Below are 24,916 nucleotides of genomic sequence, written 5' to 3' on the forward strand. Positions count from 1 at the left end.
TCGGCGACGATCTCCACGATGCGCCCATCGATGGCGTTGCGTTGACCGGTCAGCTCGGATAACTCCTCGAACAGCACATCCAGACGCTGGGCAGGACCCCTCCTAGGGGTGCCGGACAGTGCGGTCGTTGACATGAGCTCATCATCACAGCGGGGTCCGACAACTTCGGGCCGTCGGGTCCTTGATGGATGGCCGGCCCCACTTCAGGCGCTCGGTGCTGGCACATCCAGAAGCGCATCGCGAATGGCCGGAAAGTGTCTGAAAACCCCAGCTAGATGTCGCGATTAGGGGTGGTGGACCGCGGTCGCGGTGTGCCAGCATCGATGACATGAAAGCGCGCCGATCGATCGTATTGCTCGGTGTTCCGGTGCTGGCCGCCGTGGCGATGCTGGCCGGTGCTCCCGTCATCGCCCCCTCGGCGTCCGCGGCCAGCTGTCCCGACGTCGAGGTGACCTTCGCCCGTGGCACCGGCGAGGCAGCCGGCGTCGGCGGAGTCGGCCAGAGATTCGTCGACGCACTGCGCTCCCAGGCCGGAGGGCGGTCGGTCGGGGTATATGCGATCAACTACCCCGCCACCGATGACTGGCCGCCGTCGGCGTCCGCCGGCGCCGGCGATGCGAACGCTCACGTCCAATCCATGGTCGCGAACTGCCCCGACACCAAGCTGGTGCTCGGCGGATACTCCCAAGGCGCGATGGTCATCGACCTGATCACCATCGCGCGGGCATCGGTGGCGGGCTTCAACGCCGCCACTCTGTCGGAGGACGAGGCCGCGCACGTGGCGGCGGTCGCCGTCTTCGGGAACCCGACCGACAGGTACCTGGGGGGACCGATCAGCGAAATCAGCCCGTGGTACGGCGCCAAGGCCATTGATCTGTGTGCGAACGGCGATCCGATCTGCACCCCGGGCGCCCTGGCGCTGCCTTCACCGGAGGAGATGGTCTCCGCGCCGCACCTGTCCTATGCGCAGTCGCCGATGCCCGGTCAGGCCGCGTCCTTCGTGGCGAGCCACCTCTGACGCAGGACGCATACCCAACCCGCTTTACTCGATGACCTCTGAAGCCCAGTACTCGCGCAGGCTGGCGATCCGCTCCCCGGCGAACTCCAGGATGGCTACCTCGCGCATGCGCTTGCGGTGGCCCTGCACCCGGTCGTCGAAGGTGGCCTCCCACTCGGCGATCACCGTGGTGCCGTCGGTGGCGGTGTAGAGGTTGAGCAATCGGGCGTCGATATTGGCCTGTCCCTCAACCACCTTGCTCTGCCAGTAGTCGCGGATCCCGGCGCGGGTGCGGATCGGTTCTTCCAGCACCCGCTCGTGATAGGTCGCGTCGTCGGTGAAGATCGTGACGATCAGGGCCGGGTCCTGCTGCATCCAGGCCCGAAGGTAGGTGTCGATCGTGGCGCGGACGTCCATCAGGGGAGTGTGGCCCATGGCGCGGCGCCCCCTTCGCCGAACGCGCATTCAGTGCGAAAAAACCGCCGCGAAACCGCGCTCAGTGCACGTTCGGCGCGGCCGAGGGTCCAGGGCCAGCCAAGAGCCCGCCCGGATTTCCGGCGCGCCCCCCAGCGGGGTAATCTAACCCGGGAAATTAGGGCAGCCTTTACTAACAGACTGAATTGCATGCGAGGGGACCGGATGGACGACACCTCGGCCGTCGCGCAGTTTCCGACCTGGATGGGCCGCTTTTCCGGGCCCGGGCCGGCAACCCTGGTATTCCCGCACGCCGGGGGAGCGGCGGTCAACTACCGCCCCTTGGCGCTGGCTTTGGCCGCCGGCGTCGACACGTACGTCATGCAGTATCCGCAGCGCGCCGACCGGTTCCGCGAACCGCCCGCCGAAACCGTCCCGCAGCTGGCCCGCAGCCTCTTCGACGCGGCGCCCTGGCACCAGCTCGGGCCGCTGCGGCTCTTCGGGCACAGCATGGGCTCGCTCGTCGCCTTCGAGTTCGCCCGGATCGCCGAAGAACGCGGCATCGAGATTCAGCGGCTGTGGGCCTCGGCCGCGCCGGCCCCGGGCGTGGTGGCCGGGCTGCGCAAGGTGCCCACCGGTGATGCCGACCTGCGTGCCGAACTGGAGGAACTCGGCGGCACCGACCCGCGCATACTGGCGGACGAGGAATTCCTCACGCTGTTGCTCACCCCGGTGCGCTCGGACTATCTGGCGTTCAACCGCTACCAGTGCGCACCCGAGGTGCGGATCCGCGCCGCCATCAATGTGCTGGGCGGCCGCTCCGACGACCGCGTCGGCACCGACCTGCTCGAGGGATGGGCCCAACACACCACCGGCGCCTGCACCGTCTCGCTGTACGACGGCGGGCACTTCTATCACTACGAGCACATCGACACACTGGCGAATCGGATCATCGCCGATGCCTGATCGGTGTGAGGATCCGGTCGTCATCGTCGGCCTGGGCATCGAGGCGCCCGGCGGAATCGACACGGCCGAGCAGTACTGGTCGCTGCTGGCCGACGGACGTGAGGCGCTGAGCACCATTCCCGAGGACCGGGACTGGGCGGTGCGCGAACTCATCGACGGATCACACCGCGACGGCTTCAAGCCCATCTGCAACGCCGGCGGGTTCCTTTCCGGCGCCGCCGAATTCGACCCCGGATTCTTCGGAATCGCGCCACGCGAAGCCATCGCGATGGACCCGCAGCAGCGGGTCGCGCTGCGGGTGGCCTGGCGCGCGCTGGAGGACGCCGGCATCAACCCCGACGAGCTCACCGGCCACGACGTCGGCGTCTACCTGGGCGCATCGGTCACCGGCTACGGCCCGGACATGGCGCAGTTCTCCGCCCACAGCGGTCACCTGCTGCCCGGGACCGCGTTATCGGTGATCTCCGGCCGGGTCGCCTACACCCTCGGGCTGGCCGGTCCGGCCCTGACCGTCGACACCTCCTGCTCCTCGGCGCTCTCAGCGCTGCACCTGGCGATCCAGGCGATCCGGACCGGTGACGCCGACATGGCGCTCGCCGGCGGAGTGTGCGTGATGGGCTCACCCGGGTTCTTCGTCGAGTTCTCCAAGCAGCACGCGCTGTCCGACGACGGACACTGCCGGCCCTACAGCGCCGCCGCCACCGGAACGGTCTGGGCCGAGGGCGCCGGAATCTTTGTGCTGCAACGCAAGTCAGCGGCTTTGCGCGACGGCCGGCATATCTACGGTGAAGTGCTGGCCAGCCGGCTCAACCAGGACGGCCACACCACCGGCCTGCTCACCCCCAGTGAGCAGGCCCAGCAGCGACTGTTCCGGCACGCGCTGGCCGACGCGGACGTGCACCCGGGCCAGGTCGGCATGATCGAGGGCCACGGAACCGGCACCCGGGTCGGCGATCCTGTCGAACTGCGGTCGCTGATCAACGTCTACGGCGCCGACACCGAGCCGGGCGCCGGCCCGCGGCTCGGCTCGGTGAAGTCCAACATCGGGCACACCCAGGCCGCGGCCGGAGCGCTCGGGCTGACCAAGGTGCTGCTGGCCGCCGAACACCAGATGATCCCGCCCACCCTGCATGTGAGCGACGGCTGGCACGACGGCATCGACTGGGACGGCGGGGCCGCCGGCGGCATCACCCTGGCCGAGACCAGCACCGCCTGGCCGGCCGGTGATGGCCGCCGGATCGGCTCGGTGTCGGCGTTCGGGATGAGCGGCACCAATGCGCACGTGATCGTCGCCGTCGACGACGCGGAAATGGCGCCGTCGTGCTGAGCACCCACCCGACCGCCCTGCCCGACGGCCGCATCCCGGTCCTCATCTCGGCGCACGCCCGCGACCTGGTCCAGGCCGAGGCCGGCGCACTGGTGCGCTACCTGCACACCCGGCAGCCCGGCGTCGCGGCCGTGGCGCAGACGCTGCGGGCCACCCGCCCGATCCGCCGCTACCGCGCCGTCATCCGGGCCCGCGATGCGGGCGAACTGATCAGCGGCCTCGACGCCGTCTACCACGACGCCGACCATCCGCTGGTGGCCCGATCCCATCAGCAGGAGGCCGCCCGCACCGCCTTCGTGTTCCCCGGGCAGGGAAACCAGTGGCCCGGCATGGGGGCCGACCTGTTCGGCATCGCGGCCTATCGCGCCGAGGCGGACCGCTGCGCGGACGCCTTCCGCCGCGCCGGGCATCCCTCGCCGTTGACCTATCTGCGCGGCACCGACGACGCGGACCCGGTGGTGGTGCAGGCCGCGCAGTTCACCCACGCCGCGGCGCTGGCCGCCACCTGGCGGCACTTCGGGGTGCTGCCCGACATCACCGTCGGCCACAGTCTGGGAGAGCTCGCCGCCGCCTACACCGCCGGCGTGGTGGATCTCGACGCCGCGGTCGCGGTGGTGATCGCACGGGCGGAACTGACCGATGACACCCCGGGACGATTCGGCATGGCGATGATCGCGCTGGGCGCCGAGGCCGCTGCCGAATTCATCGCCGGCACCCCCGGCTGGGTGGAGCTGTCGGTGGTCAACGGCCCGCAATCGGTGGTGGTCTCGGGCGAATGGGCTGCGGTGCAGCAGATTCTGGCGCGCGCAGACCGTCGCGGGGTGTTCGCCCGCGAGCTGGCGGTGCGCTATCCGGCCCACACCAGCGTTTTGGAGCCCCTGCGTGATCGGATGATCGCACAGCTGCCCGACGCGCAATTCCACAGCGCCCCAGTGGAGTTCATCGGCTCGGTGTATGGTGGCCCGGTCCCGCCCGGCAAGACGTTCCGGCAGTACTGGTTCGACAACCTGCGCCAGCAGGTACGGTTCGACCTGGCCACCGGGGCCGCGGTGGCGCGCGGGGTCACCACGTTCGTCGAGATGTCGGCGCACCCCACCCTGCTGGTGCCGCTGGGCGACATCGCCGATTCCGCGCAGGTGCTGGCCAGCGCCGACCGCGATCGCCAGGCCGACGAGGCGCTGTCGGCCAACATCGCTGCTGCGGCGATCGCCGACCCTGGCTATCGCTGGCGGGACTTCGCCGCACCCGACGCAGGTGCACCGCTGCGGCACTTCCCGCACGCGCCGATGCACACTACCAGGCTGTGGGCCGGTGTCGAGCCGTCCGCGCAGCGCCACCGGCAGCCGGTCGTCATGACCGAACAGTGGGCGCCGGTCGACGAACCCGCCGACCGGCCGGTCGGGGTAGCCGTCATCGACTACACCGGCGAATCCGCTGAACTGGCCACCCGGCTGGCGGCCGGTTTGGACGCCGGTGCGGTCGCCCCAGCGAACGCCGAACTGCTGGTGCTCATCGCCCCGCCCGCCGACGATGCTGAGATCACCGCGGCCGCAAGAGCCTTCGCTGGTCACGCGGGAAGACAGACACCGCCGGCACCGGGCCCGAACTGCCGACGGGTGTGGCTGATCACCCGCGGCGCCGAAAGGCTCGACAGTGACCCGCTGCCGCGGCCCGGGGCCGCCGCACTGGCGGCGCTGCACCGCAGCACCGGATTCGGCTACCCCGACCAGACGTTCGCCCACCTGGATCTGCCGGTCCAGCTCAGCGCCGCCGACCTCCGGGCCGCGATCACCGCACTGACCCTGACCGACACCGAGGTCGCGGTGCGCTCCGGGCGGCTGTGGGCGCGACGACTGGTCGAGTCTTCCACCGCGCCGGGAGTGCCCGCGATTCCGGAGACCGTTGTGATCACCGGTGGCACCGGCGCCATCGGAATGGCCTTCGCGGCGTTCTGCGCCGAACGGGGTGCCCGCAGCATCGTGTTGCTCAGCCGCAGCGGGGCCGCCGGTGCCACTGCGGCGCAGCTGGATGCAGTGCGCGCACGCACCGGGGCAAACATCAGCGCGCTGCGGTGCGATATCACCGACGAGGCGGCGCTGGCGGCGCTGATCGCCGAGCACCAGCCGACGCCGGCCGGGCTCGTGGTGCACACCGCGTCGGCCGAAGCCATCGCCGCCGAACAAATCAGCGGTGGTGCTGTTCGGGACGCCTTCGGCGCCAAGGTAATCGGACTGGACAACCTGGTGCGACACTGGCCGCGGCACGCCGACGCGCAGGTGCTGGTCTGCTCGTCGGTGCTGGCGTTGTGGGGCGGATCGGGCCACGGCCTCTACGCGGCGGCCAACCGGATGGCCGACATCCTGGCGGAGCGGCTCCGGACAGAGGGCGTGAACGCGAACGCGATCCGCTGGGGGCTGTGGCAGAACGTCGCCGTGGTCAGCGGCGACGAGAAGAACCGAATCGCGCGGACCGGCCTGACACCGATGCCGCCCGAAGCGGCGATCACCGCCGGACTGCTGGCCGCGCCGAACAACCCGGCGATCCTGACCGCCGACTTCGACCGGCTGGCCGTGTTCTTCGACAGCCAAGGGGTGGGTAGCCCGTTCGCCGAATCACTGACCGCGTCATCGGCGGCCCCCGACACCGGCCGCCCGGTCGGCGAGGTGGTGGCCGTCGAACTCGCGACGGTGCTCGGCCTGGACTCACCCGACGACATCGACATGCACCGGGCCCTGGTCGATCTCGGCCTGGACTCACTGCTCGCCCTGGACCTGCGCAAGCGACTGGGCCGGGCCACCGGCCGGCGGGTAGCGCTTGGACCGCTGCTGGCCGGAATGACCGCCGCCCAGCTTACGGCCACGCTGCAGGACGACACCACGCCGGCCGCGGTGACGGAAAGGACTGTTTTCACCCATGACTGACACCGTCGACCAATCGACCGACGCGGCCGAGCTGCGGTTGGAGTTGCTGCGCCGCCGGCTCGCCGAACGCGGGCTGAGCGCGTCCGCGCCGGCCACCGAACCCGCGCAACCCGCGCAGCCGGAGATGAATGACGGCCAGCGCCGGATGTGGTTCGTGCAGACCCTCGATCCGGACGGCACCGTCGCCAACATCTCGCTCTCCTACCGACTGACCGGCCCGCTGGCGCCGGCCCGGCTGCGGTCCGCCCTGGCCGCGGTGGCTGCCCGACACCCGGTGCTGCGCACCACCTATGCCGTCGACGACAACGGGGAACCCCGGCCGGTGATCGGCGACGTGACACCCGGGTTCGCCGAACACGACCTCACCGACCTGGCCGAGCAAGCCCGGGCGCTGAGGCTGGAAGTGCTGGCTCAGCGCGAATTCGCCACCCCGTTCGGGCTGGAATCCGATGCCCCGCTCCGGCTCACCCTGATCCGGGTCCGGCCCGACGAACACATCCTGCTGCTGGTGGCCCACCACATCGCCTGGGATGACGCCTCCTGGGCGGTCTTCTTCGCAGACCTGACCGCCGCGTACACAGACCCCGATGCCTTCGCCGCCGTGGCCCCCGTACGCGCTGTCGCATCCACGCCCGGCGCCGATCACGAGGCCGACCTGAACTATTGGCGCGCCCTGCTGGCCGATCCGCCCGACCCGCTGGAACTGCCCGGCCCGCGCGGCTCGGCGGTGCCCCACACGCTGCGTGCTGGAATATGCACTCGCGCAGTGCCCGCCGAGTTGATGGACGGCATCGCCGAGCTGGCACGCGGCAACGGGGCCACGGCCTACATGGTGGTCGCCGCGGCGCTGTCCGCGCTGATCTACCGCTACACCGCCACCGACGACTTCCTCATCGCCTCACCGGTTCTCAACCGCACTGCCGGCACCGAGGACGCGATCGGCTACTTCGGCAACACCGTGGTGCTGCGCGCGAAGGTGGACGCCGCTGCCCGGTTCGTCGAACTGCTGGCTCAAACCCGTGACACCGCGCTGGGTGCGTTCGCGCATCAGGGCATCAACCTCGACCGGGTGGTCCGCGAACTCAACCCGGACCGGCGCAACGGGGGAGTGGAACGACTCACCCGGCTCAGCTTCGGCTTCCGCGCCGGCGACGGTGTGCACTCCGGCGGCTTCCGCCCGGCCGGAATCACCTGCGCGCGTGCCGATTACCGCGGCAAGATCGCCCAGCTGCCGCTGGGAATCATGGTCGAGACCGGTGAAGACGGTGCGCTGATCGAAGCCGAATATCTGCACGATGTGCTCGACGAGGGCCTGGTCGACCAACTGCTGCGGCACCTGGTGCAGCTGCTGGCCGCCGTGGTCGCACAACCGGACACCATCATCAGCGAACTGGACATGCTCGGCGAAGAGGACCGCTCCTGGCTGGACACGGTCTCCTGCGGACCGGACTTCGCCGGCCCGCCGATCACGCTGGGCGCGCTGGTCGCCGACCGAGCGGCGCTGACCCCCGACTCCATCGCCGTCGTCGACGATCACGGCCGCTACAGCTACGCCGAGATCAACGCCCGCGCCAACCGGATCGCCCACCACCTGATCGCGGCCGGCATCGGCACCGAGGACAAGGTCGCCGTGCTGCTGGGCCGCTCGCTCGACCTGGTGGTCATCGCGCTGGGCATCGCCAAGGCCGGCGCCGCCTATGTGCCCGTCGACCCTGAATATCCGCCGGACCGCATCGAATTCATCCTCGGCGATGCCCGGGCGAAGTTGGTGATACGCGAACCGCTCACCTCAGAGGAGCTGGCCGGCCGGCCCGACACCGACCCGACTGACGCCGATCGGGTACGCCCACTGCGGCCGGAAAGCCTGGCCTACCTCATCTACACCTCGGGTTCGACCGGGCTGCCCAAGGGCGTGGAGGTCGCGCACGCCCCGATCGCCGAATACCTGACATGGTTCGGCCAGGAGTACGGCATCGACGACACCGACGTGCTGCTGCAGGTCGCCTCACCGAGCTTCGACGTCTCGATCGGAGAACTGTTCGGCACCCTGGGAAACGGTGCGCGGTTGGTCATTCCACGTCCCGACGGGCTGCGTGACATCGGCTACCTGACCGACCTGCTGCAGCGCGAAGGCGTGACCGCCATGCACTTCGTGCCCTCGCTGCTCGGCCTGTTCCTGTCGCTGCCCGGAGTCAACCAGTGGCGCACCCTGCGACGCATCCCGATCGGCGGCGAACCGTTGCCCGGCGAGCTGGCCGACAAGTTCCACGCCACCTTCGATGCGCTGCTGCACAACTTCTACGGCCCCACCGAGACCGTGGTCAACTCCAGCCGCTACAAAGTCGAAGGCACCCAGGGCAACCGGATCGTGCCGATCGGCAGCCCCAACATCAACACCACCATCCGGCTGCTCGACGACGCCCTGCAACCGGTACCGGTCGGTGTGATCGGTGAGATCTACATTGGTGGAACGCATCTGGCCCGCGGCTACTTCGACCGGCCCGGCCTGACCGCGGAACGCTTCGTCGCCGACCCATGGGCGCTCGGGCAGCGGATGTACCGCACCGGTGACCTGGCCCGCCGCAACGCCGCCGGCGACCTGGAATTCATCGGCCGCGCCGACGACCAGGTCAAGGTCCGCGGCTTCCGCATCGAACTCGGCGAGGTGGCCGCGGCTATTTCGGTGGATCCCAGTGTCGGGCAGTGCGTGGTCGTGGTCTCCGAGCTGCCTGCGCTCGGCCGCAGCCTGGTCGCCTACCTGACCCCGGCCGGCGACGGGTCCGAGGTCGAGATCCCACGGATTCGGGCCCGGGTCGCCGCCGCGCTGCCGGAATACATGGCCCCGGCGGCCTACGTGGTGGTCGACGACATTCCGATCACCGCCCACGGCAAGATCGACCGCGCGGCCCTGCCCGATCCGCAGCCGATCGAGACCGCGGCCTACCGGGAACCGGAGACCGACACCGAACACACGGTGGCGCAGCTGTTCTCGCAACTGCTCGGCCGCGAACGCGTCGGCGCCGACGACTCGTTCTTCGACCTGGGTGGTCACTCATTGCTGGCCACCAAGCTGGTGGCGGCGATCCGCGACCGGTGCGGGGCGGAGATCGGTATCCGCGACATCTTCGAAGCGAGCACGGTGGCCCGGCTGGCCGCCGCGATAGAGCGGGCGCTGGCCGGTGAGAACGGGCCGAGCCGCCCGCCCTTGGTCGCGGTGCCGCGGTCGGGTCCGCTTCCGGTGTCGGCGTCGCAGCTGCGCACCTGGTTCGCCTACCGGCTGGACCCGGACGCGACCGGCGACAACATCCCGCTGTCGGCCCGGCTCACCGGACCCTGCGACACCGCGGCCCTGGCGCTGGCGATCAACGACGTGGTGGCCCGCCACGACAGCCTCCGCACCACCTTCTGCGAAATCGACGGACTACCGCACCAGATCATCAACCCACCCGCTCCGGTGCAGGTGAACGAGCTGCGCTGCCCGGCAACCGGTCCCGAAGAGGTGGCGCAGTGGACCCGGGCGCGCCTCGACGAGCAGCGCGGCGCCGGATTCGACCTGGAACACGAGTGGCCGATCCGGGCGGCGCTGCTGCACCTGCCCGGTGATGAGCGGGTGCTTTCCTTGGTGGTGCACCACATCGCCGCCGACCATTGGTCGGTGGAGGTGCTCTTCACCGACCTGCTGATCGCCTACCGGTCCCGGACCACCGGCGCCGAGCCCTCCTGGGCCCCACCGGCGTTGCAGTACGCGGATTTTGCGCACTGGCAAGGCGAACTGCTGCGCGATGAGTCCGGACTGATCGATGCGCAGCGCCGCTATTGGATGGAGCAGTTGGCCGGCCTGGCCGACGACACCGGCCCGCGACCGGATTTCCCGCGCCCGGCCACCGCGAACGGCTCCGGCGACTCCGTCGCGTTCACCATCACCCCGCAGGTGCGGGCCGGACTGGCGAACCTGGCCCGCGAGACCGGCGCCACCGAATTCATGGTGCTGCAGGCCGCGGTGGCGGTGCTGCTGCACCTGGCCGGCAGCGGCGACGACATCCCGCTCGGTGTGCCGGTCGCCGGCCGCGACGACAACGCACTGGACAACCTGGTCGGGTTCTTCGTCAACATCGTGGTGCTGCGAAACCGGTTGTCGGGCAATCCGACACTGCGCGAGGTGGTGCTCCGCGCACGCGAGGCGGCGCTGGGCGCCTACGCGCACGCCGACCTGCCGTTCGACCGACTGGTGGAGGCGCTCAACCCGGTCCGGACGCTGTCGCGCAACCCGCTGTTCCAGGTGGTGGTCCACGTCCGCGACGCCGCCGAGGTCAGCCACGTCGTGAACAGCAGCGCCGAGGGTGACCTGGTGTTCCGCACCGTGATGCCGACGTTCGACATCGCGCACGCCGACCTGTCGGTGAACCTGTTCGCCACCGAGGGCGGCGAGGCCGCTGGGTATGACGGGCATCTGATCTACCGCACCGACCTCTACGAGCGCACCACCGTGCAGCGCCTGGCCGACTGGTTGGGCCGGGTGCTGGCCGCGATGGCCACCGCCCCGGAGCGAACCCTGCGGGACATCGACCTCGTCGACGACGAGCAGCGCGAGTGGATCCTCACCCAAAGCCGCGGCGCCGAGATCCCCCAGGGGGATCCGCGCACGATCGCCGAGGTGCTGGCCCCGAGTCGAAGCTTCGACGGCGTCGCGGTGCGCTGCGCCGGTGTGGAGCTGACCTACCCGCAGCTGCACCACCGCTCAGATCGGTTCGCCGAACTGCTGATCAAGGCCGGCGTGCAGCCGGGAACGCTGGTGGGCCTGTCGGTGCGACGTGACCTCGACCTGGCGGTGGCGCTGGTCGGCATCATGAAGGCCGGCGCCGGCTACTTCCCGCTGGACCCGAGCTACCCGCGTCAGCGGCTGGAATTCATGGTCGCCGATGTCGCACCGAAGGTGATCGTGGTCAGCGCGGCGATGCGTGACGCGATGCCGGCGCCGGCCGGCGTGACGCTGGTGTGCCCCGATGATGCCGACGTGCAGGCGGAACTGTCGGAAGACGCCGCCGTGGCCGACCTTCCGGTGCCGCACCCCGATGACCCGATGTATCTGGTGTTCACCTCCGGCTCCACCGGTGTGCCCAAGGGCGTCGTGGGAACCCACCGGTCGATGAGTGCCCGGCTGAATTGGCAACTGGCCCACTATCCGGTGAATGGGCGCGACATCCGGCTGGCCCAGTCGTCGATGACGTTCCTCGAGGGCGGCATGGAGCTGCTGGCCGGGCTGGCCGCCGGGGCCACGATGATCCTGGCCGATGACAACGAGTTCCGCGACCCCGAGGCGCTGGCCCGGCTGATCGTCGACGAGCAGGTGGCCCAGGTGACCGCGGTCGCCAGCCTGATCTCGGTGCTGGTGGACTCCGCGCCCCAGGCGGTGGCCGGCCTGCGTCGTCTGGTGTGCAGCGGTGAGCCGGTCTCGGCGGACCTGCTGGCCCGGCTGTCCGCGGCGCTCGGGCCGAAGACGCAGCTGCTCAACAACTTCGGCGCCACCGAGACCTCCGGCGCGGTGGTGCGCGGCGAACTGGCACCACCCACCCCGAAATTGGGCCGCCCCACGCCCGGCGCGCAGGCCTACCTGCTCGACGACGCGCTGCAGCCGGTGCCGCCCGGGGTGGTCGGCGAGGTCTACTACGCCGGCCCGCAGGTCGTGCTCGGCTACTGGAAGCGCCCCGCGCTGACCGCCACCCGGTTTGTCGCCAACCCGTTCACTCCCGGTGATCGGCTCTACCGCAGCGGGGACCGCGCCCGCTGGAGCAGCGACGGCGTACTCGAGTTCGTCGGCCGCACCGACCATCAGGTCAAGGTGCGCGGTTTCCGGGTGGAGCTGGCCGAGGTGGAAGCGACGCTGCGGGGCGCCCCCGGGGTTGCGGCGGCGGCCGCGCGCACCTGGGAACAGCGCGGCGGCACCACGCTGGCCGGCTATGTGGTGCCGGCCGGTCCGATCGCCGATGCGGCGGAGTTCATCGCGTCGGTGCGGACCGCGGTGGCCGCGACTCTGCCCGGCTACATGGTGCCGTCGTCGCTGACGGTGCTGGAGACGATGCCGCTGACCGACTCCGGGAAGCTGAACCGGCCCGCACTGCCGCAGCCGGCGGTGGCCACCCGCGGGGAAGCCGACCCGCCGGTCACCGCCACCGAACAGACCCTGGTCGGCATCTGCAGCGAGTTGCTGGGCGTCGAGCGGATCGGGCGCAGCGACGGATTCTTCGAACTCGGCGGCGACAGCATCCTCTCGGTGCAACTGGCCGCCCGGGCGCGTGCGGCCGGATTGGATATCGACCCGCGGATGATCTTCGAGAACCCGACGTTCGCCGACCTCGCCGCTGCCGCTGACAGTCGAACCGCCGACGACAGCGCGCCGCACGATACGGCGTTCGCCCCGATGAGCGTCTCGGGTCTCAGCGGCGAGGCACTGGCGGATCTGACTGCGTCCTGGGGCGATTCGCCGTGACCGAGACCTCAACACAGCGCAACACCGCGTCATCGATCGAGGACGTGCTGGCACTGTCCCCGCTGCAGCAGGGACTGTTCTCACTGGCCAAGCTCGCCGCCGAAGTCGACGACGGGGTGGACGTCTACACCGTGCAGTTCGTCATCGATATCGTCGGCGCCGTCGACCCCGCGCTGCTGCGCCGCAGCGCCGAAGCGATGCTGGCCCGACACGCCAACCTGCGGGCGTCTTTCTGGGATGTCGACCTGCCGCACCCGGTGCAGATCATACCAGCGCAGGTCAGTCTACCGTGGCGCGAAATCGATTTGCCGCCAAGCGAATTCGATGGTCTCGCACGCACCGAACGTACCACCAACTTCGACCTGGCGCGCGGGCCCCTGCTGCGCTTCGTGCTGGCCCACTCCGGCATCGACCGGCACCGGCTGATCCTCACCGTGCACCACCTGCTGCTCGACGGCTGGTCGATGGCGGTGTTCTTCGACGAACTTGTGGCGATCTATCGGGCCGGCGGCGTCGACCCGCTGCCCCCGCCGCGCCCCTACCGCGACTACATCGGCTGGCTGGCCGCTCAAGACACTGATGACGCGGTCGCCGCCTGGCGCGACTACCTGGCCCCGCTGAGCGCCCCGACCATCCTGGCCGACGGCGAGCGGGCCGAGTTGGGCAGCGTCCTACCGCAGACCCACGAGGTGGCACTGGATCCCGGTGACACCGCCCGGCTGACCGAGTGGGCTCGGCGGCACGGCCTGACTCTGAACACCGTGCTGCAGTTCGCCTGGGCGGTGCTGCTCGGCCGGCTCACCGATCGCAACGAGGTGGCGTTCGGTGCGGTGGTCTCCGGTCGGCCCCAGCAACTCACCGGCGTCGAGTCCATGGTCGGACTGTTCATCAACACCGTTCCGGTGGTCGCATCGACGCCGCCGCGTGCCGAGGTCGCCGCGACCTGCCGTGCGCTGCAACGTGATGCCGCAGCCATGCGGGACCTGGGCTACGTGAGCCTGGCCACGGTGCAGCGAGCCAGTCCGAACGCGGTGTTCGACACCCTGCTGGTGTTCGAGAACGCTCCGATCGGTTCGGCGGCCGCCGGGGTGACCACTCCCGACGGAGTGCGGTTCGTCCCGGTCACAGTGGAAAGCCTTACCCACTATCCGCTGACACTCGTCAGCTCCCCGCCCCGCGACGGCCGCCTCACCGTGCTGCTGGAGGCGGTTCCGGACGCACTGGGTGAGCTGTCGGTTGCGGACTTGGGGCAGCGGCTTCTGCAGGTGCTGCGCCAGCTGGTCGACCCGGCGCGGACCCGCATCGCCGATTTGGAGGTGCTGCTGCCGTCCGAGCAGGCCCGTCGCGCCGAACCGGTGGCATCGGAGAACGTGTCCGCCACATCAGTGCCGGCCCTGTTCACCGCCGCTGCCGCCGCCCACCCGGACAGTCCGGCGGTTACCGACGAAAACCACACCCTGACCTACGCCGAGCTGGCCGCCGAAACGGCCAGGCTGGCGGGCGTGCTGGCCGGACGGGGAGTCGGTCCGGAAGACCGGGTCGCGATCGCGGTGCCGCGCTCGCTGGATTCGGTCATCGCGATTCTGGCGGTGTTGCAGGTCGGCGCCGCCTACGTCCCGATCGATGTCAGCCTGCCGCAAACCCGTATCGAATCCATTCTGCGCCAGTCTGATCCGAAACTGACGCTGACCGCCGCTCTGTTGGCCGAATTGCGTTCGGAGCAGACCGAGCAGCGCCCGCCGCCGCCGACGATCCACCCCGACTCCGCCGCGTACGTCATCTTCACCTCCGGTTCCACCGGGGAACCCAAGGGCGTCGTCGGCACCCACCGGGCGATCGCGTCGTACTTCGCTGACCACCAGCAGCGCATGTACGCACCCGCGGTGGCCCGGCTAGGCCGGGCATTGCGCATTGCGCACGCCTGGTCGCTGAGCTTCGATGCCAGCTGGCAGCCGCTGGTCGGCCTGTTGGGCGGGCACAGCGTGCACCTGTTCTCGGCCGAGGAGATGCGCGACGCCGAGGCGATCATCGAGGGCATCCGCCGCCACCGGCTGGACATGATCGACACCTCACCGTCGATGTTCACTCAGCTGTTCGACGCCGGCCTGCTCGACGCGAAGGCCGCCCACCGCCTCAGCGTGCTGGCGCTCGGCGGAGAGGCCATCGCCCCGCACACCTGGGCGAAGCTGCGCGCAGTGCCCGCGACAGCGGTGCACAACTGCTACGGGCCCACCGAGACCACCGTGGAGGCCGTCGTCGCCGACGTCGCGGACACCGAGGTGCCGGTGATCGGAGAAGTGGTCCGCGCCATGACCGCTCACGTGCTCGACTCCGGGCTACGCGAGGTGCCCGACGGGGTGGCCGGCGAGCTGTACCTGGCCGGTGAGCAGGTCACCCGCGGGTATCTGGGCCGGGCCGGTGCGACCGCGGCCCGCTACGTCGCCGATCCCTTTGCCGTCGGCGGACGGATGTATCGCACCGGGGATTTGGTCCGGCGCCGCGCCGATGGCCGGTTGGTGTACCTGGGCCGCGCCGACGACCAGGTCAAAGTGCGCGGCTACCGGGTCGAGATCGCCGAAGTCGAGACCGCCCTGGCCGCGGCGAGCGGCGTCACCGGCGCCGCGGTGCTGCCGGTGCAGGGACCGACCGGAACCCAACTGGCCGGCTTCGTCACCGGCCCCGGTGTGGACGTCATCCGGGTGCGCGCCGAGATCGGCGCCCGGTTGCCGACCTATCTGGTGCCGGCCCGCATCACCGCGGTGGAGTCGATGCCGTTGACCACCAACGGGAAACTCGACGCCGACGCGCTGCTCGCCTTGACCGGCCCCATCGTCGGCGGTGGTGCCGAACCGGCCACCGACACCGAGCGGGCTCTAGTGGAGATCCTGGCCGAGGTCTTCGGGAACATCGAAGGCTCAGAAGGTCTAGTAGGCGCGACCCCCGGTGTCGAGACCGATCTGCGAGATCTTGGCCTGGACAGCATCGTCGCGCTGTCGATGGTGCGGGCGGCACGCCGGCGCGGACTTCCGATGCGGCCGCGGACCGCCCTGACTTGTACCACCATCCGCGACCTGGCTGCGGCGTTGGACAACGAGGCTGCCGAAGCCGAACGAGCCGTCGAAGCCGCCGCCGACGTCGGTCCGATCCCGCTGTTGCCGGCCGGCCGCTGGCTCTACCAGTACGGCAGCCCGCGCCGGCTCGGGCAGGTCGAAGCGGTTCGACTTCCCCCCGGGACCGAACCTGACCGGCTGCGGTCTGCGCTGGCCGCGATCGTCGCGACGCATCCTGTGCTGCACGCGCGCCTCGACCCGGCGACTCTGCTGCTGCACCCGCTCGACCCCGGCGACGTCCTGACCGAAATCGCCGTCGACAACGATGATCTGGAGGCGGTCACCGACCACGGCACCCGGCTTCTGGCCAGCCTGGACCCGCAAGCCGGAATACTGCTGCGTGCGCTATGGCTTCGCCCGCCCACCGGAGCCGGGGTGCTGCTGCTGTGCGGGCATGTGCTGGTGCTGGATCCGGTTTCCTGGCAGGTGATTTTGGGAGAGTTGCACGCAGCGCTGGCGGGTGCCGACCCGCTGCCGGAACGCAGCGGCTACCGGCGCTGGGTCACCGCACTCACCGAACGCGCGCGGGCGCTGGACACCGTGGAGTACTGGGCTGCTCAACTGGCCGGCGATGACCCGGACCTGGGCGCGCGGCGGGTTCGTCCTGACCGCGACCGCGCCGGTGATCTGACCGTGTCGGTGGCCGCGGCCGACGCGACGATCACCGCTGCGCTGTTGGCCTCGCACGTGCCGATGCATGACCTGCTCGTGGCAGCGACGACGCGCATGGTCAACGCCTGGCGCGGGCGGCGCGGCCAAGACAGTACGGCGCCGCTGCTGGCGTTGGAGACCCACGGCCGCGCCGAAGACGTCATCCCCGACGTCGACACCGCCGACATCGCCGGGTTGCTGACCGCCATCTTCCCGCTGCGGGTGCCTCAGCCTGATCCGGCCGGCGTTGCCCGTGCGCTGGCCCAGATCCCCGGTAGCGGCATTGATTTCGGCCTGTTGTCTTACCTGCGTTCCGACACCGCCGCCAGGCTGGCCGCCGCACCCGGACCGCAGGTCCTGCTGAACTACCTGGGACGCGTCGACCGGGCCGGCGGCGGCCCCGCCGTGGCACCCGATCTGATCGCCGGCCTGCCGTCGGTGCCCGAACCCGAGCAGGCGGTACGCCACGAGCTGAGCATCTTCGCTGCGGTGGCCGATCTCGGGTCCGGCCCGGCGCTGATCACCCAGTGGCGCGCGCTGCCCGATGTTCTCAGCGCCGAAGAAATCGGCGCACTGCAAGAACTTTTCGTCGAAAGCTTGGGCGACTTGGTGGAGGAGCTGCGATGAGTACTTTGGCGGTGGTGGGCGCCGGGGCCAAAGCCGTCGCGGTGGCCGCCAAAGCCGCCGTGCTGCGCGAGATGGGAGTCGCCGCACCGGACGTCGTCGCCGTCGAACGCACCGAGGTGGCCGCCAACTGGCGCGCCTCCGGCGGCTGGACCGACGGCGCGCACCGGCTGGGCACCAGCCCGGAAAAAGACGTCGGCTTCCCCTACCGGTCGGCGGTGGTGGCCGGCCGCAACGCCGAGATCGACGAGCGGATGACGCGCTACAGCTGGCAGGCCTACCTGATCGCCACCGGCCAATTCGCCGAATGGGTGGATCGCGGCCGGCCCGCCCCCACCCATCTGCGGTGGAGTAAGTACCTGCGCTGGGTCGCCGATGCGGTGCAGCTGCAGGTGATCCCCGGTGAGGTGGACCGGCTGTCGGTCGACGGCACCGGCTGGTCGTTGCGGACCCGGGAGACCGAGGTGGCCGCCGACGCGGTGATGATCACCGGCCCCGGCCAGGCCGAGAAGTCGATCCTGCCCGGCAACCCGCTGGTGCTCTCGATCGCCCAGTTCTGGCACCGGGCTGCGGCCGACCGGATCAGCGCCGAGCGCGTCGCGGTTATCGGCGGCGGCGAAACCGCCGCATCGATGCTCAACGAGCTGTTCCGCCACCGGGTTTCGACGATCACGGTGATCTCCCCGCAGGTGACGCTGTTTACCCGCGGGGAAGGGTTCTTCGAGAACTCGCTGTTCTCCGACCCGACCGATTGGACCGCGCTCACCCTCTCCGAGCGGCGTGATGCGCTGGCCCGCACCGACCGCGGGGTGTTCTCGGCGCGAGTGCAGGACGCCTTGCTGGCCGATGACCGGATCCGGCATCTGCGGGGCCGGGTCGCGCACGCGGTAGCCCGGGACAGTCGAATCCGCTTGACGCTGAGCACGAACCGGGGCGGTGAGAACTTCGAGACCGTGCACGGCTTCGACCTGGTCATCGACGGGTCCGGCGCCGACCCGCTGTGGTTCGTGCCGTTGTTCGGCCAAGACACCCTGGATCTGCTGGAGCTGGGCCTGGGCGGCCCGCTGTCCGGGGACCGGCTGGCCGAGGCGATCGGCCACGACCTGGCCGTCGCCGGCGTCGCCCCGAAGCTGTTCCTGCCCAACCTGGCCGGACTCACCCAGGGGCCGGGTTTTCCGAACCTGAGCTGTCTGGGACTGCTGTCCGACCGAATCCTGGGCACCCACATCCCGGCGAGCAGCCGCCAAAGCCCCCTTTCGGCGCCGTCTGAGGGGGCTTTGGCGACTGCTCGCGGTCAAAATAACGAGGAGAACTCATGAGCACCAACCCCTTTGACGACGACACCGGCACCTTCTACGTGCTGGTCAACGACGAGGACCAGTACAGCCTGTGGCCGATCTTCGCCGACGTGCCCGCCGGCTGGCGAGTGGTCTACGGAGGCGAACAGGGTGCCGACCGCGCGGCGTGTCTGGAGTACGTCGAACAGCATTGGAACGACCTGCGGCCCAAGAGCCTTCGGGATGCCATGGCGGCCGACCGGGGTTAGCCTGGCGGCACTGCCGTTACGACAACCCGAAAGGCGGAGTTATGTCCGTGAAGCTGCTCATCATCGGTTTGGGCGCAGTGGCTGCGATCGCCGCACCTGGCACCGCAATCGCTGAAACGCCGAGTCAGCCACCGCTGACGGTGTTTCACGCGCCGCATCCGCAGGAGCCGCCGCCGGCAGCTGGCTTGCCGAGCGCCGAGCAGCTCACCGGAATTCTGGACGATCTGGTCGATCCGCGTGTTTCCGATGAGGTGAAAAGTGGATTGGTGGCCGGTGGCCTACAGCGGCACCAAGCCGACGTGCTGGACCATCAGCTGCGCCGATTGGGACACCACGGTGGGCTTCCGCTGACGTTCACCGCGTCCGACATCGCCTCCACCGGGCCCGACACCGTCACCGCCGACGTCACCGCGACCGGGCCCACGCTGCCGGCTCCGATCACCAAGCCGGTGACCTTCACCAACGAGAACGGCTGGATGCTGTCCCAGAACGGCGCCGATGAGCTGATGGAAGAGGTCGTCGGCCGGCTGCCACACTGAGTCGGGCAGGATCAACGACGGTTGAGCCGCGCGAACATGCCTTTCTGCGTCTTGTAGAGCCTGGGGAACTCGGCGAAGAGCCGGTCATAGACCGCCCGGTTCGCCGCGGCCGGCTCGAAGACGCCGTCGAGCGGGATCAGATCGCGCAACTCGTCGCGGTCTAGTTCGCCCATCCCGATGCCGGCGAACAGTGCGGCGCCGCGCAATTGGGCGTTGAGCGGGTCGGCGACCCGTTCGCAGGTGCGCCCGCTCACGTCGGCGATGATCTGGCACCACAGCTCTGAGCGGGCCCCGCCGCCGACGATCCGGATCGGCCCGTTGGTGCTGGTGAACCGGTTCACGCAGTCGAGCAGCCAGCGGCTGTTGTAGGCCACCCCTTCGAGCACCGCGCGCACCAGATCGGCGCGGGTGGTCTCCAGCGACAGGTTATGGAAGCCGCCTCGGGCGTTGCGGTCGTCGATGGGGGAGTGTTCGCCTTTGAGCCACGGGGTGAAGATGACCCCGTTCGAACCGGCCGGTGCGCCGGCGGCCAAAGCGGTCAGCGCGTCGTAATCCAGATCGCCGAAAATGTTGTCGCGCAACCATTGCAACGCCCGGCCGGCGGTGTCTTGATTGTTGACCAGCAGGTAGCTCGACGGGTCGAGGCCGGGCACCGTCGCGAGCTGGTGCAGCGCATCGGTCTTCTTGACCGCCACCGGGCAGCTGATCCATGAGGTGGTGCTGATGGTCATGTGCAACTCGCCGAGGCGCACCGCGCCGGAACCCACCGCCGCGCTGTGCAGGTCGGGGGTGCCGGTAACCACTTGTGCCGCAGGCGAAATGCCCAGCTCGGCGGCGACCGCCGGGGCTACGGGCGAGATGATCGAACCGGTCGGAACCAGCGGGGGCAGCCGGAACCGGTCGACGCCGGACAGCCGCACCAGCACGTCGTCGTAGTCGAGCACACTCAACCGGCGGTTGTCGGTGAGCCAGGCGCCCATCATCGAGGCGCGCGATGCCGCGGCGCGCCCGGTGAAACACATGCTCAGGTAGTCCACCGGCTCCAGAAGCCAACGGGCCCTGCCGAACACCGCCGGATCGCCGTGCGCCAGATGCAGCATGTGTCCGACCGGGTCGTCGCCGCTCGGACTCGGGATGCCGCCATTGCGCCGCAGCCAGTGCAGCAACGCCCGTGGTCGGTAGCCGGCCAGGCGCCCACCGAATGCCTTGCGGCTGTAGGTCGCTCCGCGGGTGTCCATCCACATCACGCACGGGCCCACCGGACGGCCGTCGCCGTCGACCGCGACCGTGCTGGCCCACTGCCCGGTGATCGACACCCCGGTCACCTGATCGCCGCGCAGCCTGCTTTCGGCGAGTCCGCGGCGGGTGGCGTCGCGGATGATCGCCCACCACAGACCGGCATCCTGGGTTGCCGCCCCGCCCGGCCCGTAGGAGGTCGGCACCGCGACGAGGTCGGACCACAGCACGGTGCCGTCCAGGGCGACGAAGCCTACTTTGGGGCCGCCGGTGCCCAGGTCGACGGCCAGGACGACGCGGTCAGCGCGGGTCATAGGGCGCCGCTCCTCCTCATTCATCACTCCGCCGGCGCTCAGCGCGCGTCATAGCGGCGGCAGTGACTGCTGGGTGTCGAGCATCTGCTCCATGAAGCCCTCGATGAATTGGGCTGCCTCATCGGTCATTCCGCCGGGCACGCCGCCGTAGATCGCGGCGCTGATCGGCGCCTTGCCGGCGGCGGTCTGCTTCTTGGCGTACTCCACCGCGTCGGCCAGGTCGGCGGCGAAGGCCTCGGCCACGCCGGGCTGGGTCTGCGGCCGGGTGACCGCCATATGGATGGCGTTGGGGTACTGCTGGCCGTTGAACCGCCAGCCCTTGGGCTTCATGGCGTCGGCGACGTGGTAGATGTCGAACTCGTCGGAGCGGAAGGCGAAGCAGAACGTCGGCGAACCCATGATCGTCAGCTCCGGGTGGCTGCGCACCGCGTCCTGCATGGTGAACGCGGTCTCCAAGATCGCCTTGGCATACGACCGGTAGCCCTCCCGGCCGAGCTGCACCATCGAGGCCCACGCCGCGGCGATCAGACCACCCGAGCGCGAGCCCTCGATGCCCGGCGAATGGTATTTCCCGCCGCTCCATTCGGGCAGATAGAAGTACTGCGCGTTGCGGTAGGCCTTGTCGCGGAACAGCAGGGTGGAGGCGCCCTTCAACGCATAGCCGTACTTGTGGTTGTCCGCCGAAATGCTGGTGACCCCGGGCACCCGGAAATCGAACAGCGGGACGTCATAGCCCAGCTCCTGGGCGAAGGGCAGGACGAACCCGCCCAGGCAGCCGTCGACGTGCAACCCCACGCCGCGGGACAAGGCCAGCTCGCCCAGCGCCGGGATCGGGTCGACGGTGCCATAGCCGTAGTTACAGGCCGAACCCATGATGGCGATGGTGTTCTCGTCGATGTTGTCGGCCACCCAGTCGACATCGACTTCGGTGGTCTGCGGGTCGATCGGCGCTGTGCGCATCTCGATGCCGAACAGGTGACAACCCTTGTCGAAGGCCGGATGACCGGTCTCGGGCTTGATGAAATTGGGTCGAGCGATGCCCCGGTGCCCCGCGGCATGCTCGCGGTAGGCCAGCAGGGCGTGGATGATGCTGCCGGTGCCGCCGGTGGTGACCATCCCCACCGGTTCCGTGTCGGTGACGGCGTTGGCGTGCATCAGGTCCAGGGCCATCGCGATGATCTCGCCCTCGAACTTGGTCGCCGACGGGCAGATGTCGCGCTGCAACACGTTCACATGGGCGAACAGTCCGAACGCCTCGTCCAGGAAGCGGTAGTGCTCATGGTCGCCGCAGTACATGGTTCCGGACACCTTGCCGGTCTCCCAGGTGGGATCTTCGGCCCGTGCCATCTCCCGCAGCTCGGCCAGCACCTCCTCGCGCGGCCGGCCCTGCTCCGGCAACACGCGATTGACGGTGAAGCGGTCGGTGTAGGGAAAGTCGGACATGCCGGTCCTCTCTTCTGCGCCAGCGTGCGGAGATGTACAGAAATCGCGGCGTGTCAGCGTGCAAACACGCACGTTCGCGCCGGGAAATAACCCAGAACGTAATCTAGTGCCTATGAGTGTGGCTGATGATCGTCGCTTCGAGGTGCTGCGCGCCATCGTCGCGGACTTCGTCGCGACCAAGGAACCGATCGGGTCCAAAGCCCTGGTCGAGCGGCACAACCTCGGGGTGTCCCCGGCCACCGTGCGCAACGACATGGCCGTGCTGGAGGCCGAAGGCTACATCGCCCAGCCGCATACCAGTTCGGGGCGGGTGCCCACCGAGAAGGGCTACCGGGAATTCGTCGACCGCATCGACGAGGTCAAACCGCTGTCGGCCGCGGAGCGCCGGGCGATCCTGTCGTTTCTGGACTCCGGTGTCGACCTCGACGATGTGCTGCGCCGCGCGGTGCGCACCCTGGCCCAGCTGACCCGCCAGGTGGCCGTGGTGCAGTACCCCACCCTGTCGGTGTCCACGGTGCGCCACCTCGAGGTGATAGCGCTCACGCCGGCGCGGTTGCTGCTGGTCGTCATCACCGACTCCGGCCGGGTCGACCAGCGCTTCGTCGAACTCGGGGACACCATCGACGAGCACCAGGTTTCCCAGCTGCGTGAGCTGCTCGGCGCCGCCTTGGAGGGCAAGCGGATCTCGGCGGCCTCCACCGCTGTGGCCGAGCTCGCCGGGCACCTCGATGGACGCAGCGGCCTTTCCCCGGGCCTGGCCAACGCGGTCGGGCGGTCGGCGACGGTGCTGCTGGAATCCCTGGTCGAGCACCGCGAGGAGCGTCTGCTGCTGGGCGGCACCGCCAACCTGACCCGCAACGCCGCCGACTTCGGCGACTCGCTGCGCTCCGTGCTGGAGGTGCTCGAAGAGCAGGTCGTGGTGCTGCGGCTGCTGGCAGTGCAGCAGGAAGCCGGTAAAGTCACGGTGCGCATCGGTCACGAGACCGAGGCGCAGGAGATGGCCGGGGCGTCGGTGGTGTCCACCGCTTACGGTTCCCAGGGCACCGTGTTCGGCGGTATGGGGGTGCTGGGCCCCACCCGGATGGACTATCCGGGAACTATCGCCAGTGTCGCTGCAGTTGCAATGTACATCGGTGAAGTGCTCGGAACCCGATAATCTCCGGTCGGCAGAAGTTGGGAAAGGTCAGGCGTGGCACGCGATTATTACGGACTGCTCGGCGTCGATAAGGATGTCAGCGACACGGAGCTCAAGCGCGCATACCGCAAGCTGGCTCGCAAATACCATCCCGACGTCAATCCCGACGAGGCGGCGCAGCACAAGTTCAAGGAGATCAGCGCCGCCTACGAGGTGCTGTCCGACCCGGAGAAGCGCCGCATCGTCGACCTCGGTGGCGACCCGCTGGAGAACGGCGGTGGCGCCGGTAACGGCTTCGGCGGGTTCGGCGGCGGCTTCGGCGGCCTCGGGGATGTCTTCGAAGCCTTCTTCGGTGGCGGCGCCACCTCGCGCGGGCCGGTCGGACGAGTCCGGCCGGGTTCGGACTCGCTGCTGCGGATGCGCCTGGACCTGACCGAATGCGCGACCGGGGTGACCAAGCAGGTCACGGTCGACACCGCGGTGCTCTGTGATCGCTGCCAGGGCCGCGGCACCCACGGCGATTCCCGCCCGATGGCCTGCGACACCTGCCACGGCCGCGGCGAGGTGCAGAGCGTGCAGCGCTCGCTGCTCGGCCAGGTGATGACGTCGCGGCCGTGCCCGACCTGCCGCGGCGTCGGCGAGGTGATCCCGGATCCGTGTCACCAGTGCGGTGGCGACGGCCGGGTGCGGGCCCGCCGCGATATCAGCGTGAAGATCCCCGCCGGCGTCGGCGACGGCATGCGGGTCCGGCTGGCCGCCCAGGGTGAGGTCGGGCCCGGCGGCGGCCCGGCCGGTGACCTCTATGTCGAGGTGCACGAACAGCCGCACGAGATCTTCGCCCGCGACGGCGACGACCTGCACTGCCACATCTCGGTGCCGATGGTCGACGCGGCGCTGGGCACCACCGTGGCGGTGGACGCGATCCTCGACGGCCCCACCGACATCACCATTCCGGCCGGCACCCAGCCGGGGGCCGTCATCGGATTGCGCGGCCACGGCATGCCGCAGCTGCGGTCCGGGGCGCGCGGCGACCTGCACGCCCACATCGAGGTGGTGGTGCCCGAGCGTCTGGACCACCACGACGTCGAGTTGCTGCGCTCGTTCAAGCAGCACCGGGAACGCGAGACCGCCGAGGTCCGCTCGGCGAACGCCCCGCACAGCGGCGGGCTGTTCAGCCGGCTGCGCGAAACCTTCAGCGGCCGCTGA

Annotated in this window: 14 protein-coding genes; 11 read left to right on the forward strand and 3 right to left on the reverse strand. The window is 69.8% G+C overall.

Annotated elements, in window-relative coordinates:
• Positions 1 to 328 precede the first annotated feature (328 nt).
• Entirely contained in the window at positions 329 to 1,018 is a 690-nt protein-coding gene (locus tag A5648_RS08070) for a cutinase family protein (protein WP_165607310.1), read from the forward strand.
• Positions 1,019 to 1,042: 24 nt separating this feature from the next.
• Here A5648_RS08070 and A5648_RS08075 read toward each other — a convergent pair whose 3' ends face one another.
• The gene (locus tag A5648_RS08075) at positions 1,043 to 1,432 is read right to left on the reverse strand and encodes a nuclear transport factor 2 family protein (RefSeq protein ID WP_234787359.1); all 390 of its coding nucleotides are present in this window, start codon (positions 1,430 to 1,432) and stop codon (positions 1,043 to 1,045) included.
• 204 nt (positions 1,433 to 1,636) lie between these two features.
• Here A5648_RS08075 and A5648_RS08080 point away from each other — a divergent pair, with 204 nt between their 5' ends.
• From A5648_RS08080 to A5648_RS08115, 8 genes are read left to right on the forward strand one after another with little or no spacing between them, the layout of a single operon-like run.
• Entirely contained in the window at positions 1,637 to 2,377 is a 741-nt protein-coding gene (locus A5648_RS08080; RefSeq protein WP_109470724.1) for a thioesterase II family protein, read from the forward strand.
• The gene (locus A5648_RS08085) at positions 2,370 to 3,704 is read left to right on the forward strand and encodes a polyketide synthase (RefSeq protein WP_065024042.1); all 1,335 of its coding nucleotides are present in this window, start codon (positions 2,370 to 2,372) and stop codon (positions 3,702 to 3,704) included. Before A5648_RS08080 ends, A5648_RS08085 begins: the two co-directional genes overlap by 8 nt.
• Complete coding sequence (locus A5648_RS08090) at positions 3,698 to 6,625, forward strand: SDR family NAD(P)-dependent oxidoreductase (protein ID WP_082966377.1); 2,928 nt, start codon at positions 3,698 to 3,700, stop codon at positions 6,623 to 6,625. The genes A5648_RS08085 and A5648_RS08090 overlap by 7 nt, the downstream gene beginning before the upstream one ends.
• A complete protein-coding gene (locus A5648_RS08095; RefSeq protein ID WP_065024043.1) occupies positions 6,618 to 13,112 on the forward strand; it encodes a non-ribosomal peptide synthetase in 6,495 nt (2,164 codons plus the stop codon). The genes A5648_RS08090 and A5648_RS08095 overlap by 8 nt, the downstream gene beginning before the upstream one ends.
• Positions 13,109 to 17,500 (forward strand): non-ribosomal peptide synthetase, encoded by a 4,392-nt coding sequence (locus A5648_RS08100; protein ID WP_065024044.1) that lies wholly within the window; start codon positions 13,109 to 13,111, stop codon positions 17,498 to 17,500. The genes A5648_RS08095 and A5648_RS08100 overlap by 4 nt, the downstream gene beginning before the upstream one ends.
• The gene (gene mbtG / locus A5648_RS08105) at positions 17,497 to 18,816 is read left to right on the forward strand and encodes an NADPH-dependent L-lysine N(6)-monooxygenase MbtG (RefSeq protein WP_065024045.1); all 1,320 of its coding nucleotides are present in this window, start codon (positions 17,497 to 17,499) and stop codon (positions 18,814 to 18,816) included. The genes A5648_RS08100 and mbtG overlap by 4 nt, the downstream gene beginning before the upstream one ends.
• Complete coding sequence (locus A5648_RS08110) at positions 18,813 to 19,043, forward strand: MbtH family protein (protein ID WP_065024046.1); 231 nt, start codon at positions 18,813 to 18,815, stop codon at positions 19,041 to 19,043. The genes mbtG and A5648_RS08110 overlap by 4 nt, the downstream gene beginning before the upstream one ends.
• Before the next feature lie 41 nt (positions 19,044 to 19,084).
• A complete protein-coding gene (locus tag A5648_RS08115; protein ID WP_065024047.1) occupies positions 19,085 to 19,582 on the forward strand; it encodes a hypothetical protein in 498 nt (165 codons plus the stop codon).
• An 11-nt stretch (positions 19,583 to 19,593) separates the two neighbouring features.
• Here A5648_RS08115 and A5648_RS08120 read toward each other — a convergent pair whose 3' ends face one another.
• A complete protein-coding gene (locus tag A5648_RS08120) occupies positions 19,594 to 21,132 on the reverse strand; it encodes a xylulokinase (RefSeq protein ID WP_065024048.1) in 1,539 nt (512 codons plus the stop codon).
• Positions 21,133 to 21,180: 48 nt separating this feature from the next.
• Positions 21,181 to 22,575: a pyridoxal phosphate-dependent decarboxylase family protein gene (locus A5648_RS08125; RefSeq protein WP_065024049.1), complete on the reverse strand. Its 1,395-nt coding sequence runs from the start codon at positions 22,573 to 22,575 to the stop codon at positions 21,181 to 21,183.
• Between the two features lie 112 nt (positions 22,576 to 22,687).
• On the opposite strand from A5648_RS08125, the gene hrcA reads away from it, so the two are divergent.
• Together hrcA and dnaJ are read left to right on the forward strand one after the other, a co-directional pair.
• Positions 22,688 to 23,731, forward strand: coding sequence for a heat-inducible transcriptional repressor HrcA (hrcA, locus tag A5648_RS08130; protein WP_065024050.1), 1,044 nt, complete (start codon positions 22,688 to 22,690; stop codon positions 23,729 to 23,731).
• 33 nt (positions 23,732 to 23,764) lie between these two features.
• Positions 23,765 to 24,916, forward strand: a complete 1,152-nt coding sequence (gene dnaJ / locus A5648_RS08135; protein ID WP_065024051.1) for a molecular chaperone DnaJ — start codon at positions 23,765 to 23,767, stop codon at positions 24,914 to 24,916.

This window comes from Mycolicibacter sinensis, assembly GCF_001673565.1.
GTDB classification, from domain to species: domain Bacteria; phylum Actinomycetota; class Actinomycetes; order Mycobacteriales; family Mycobacteriaceae; genus Mycobacterium; species Mycobacterium sinense_C.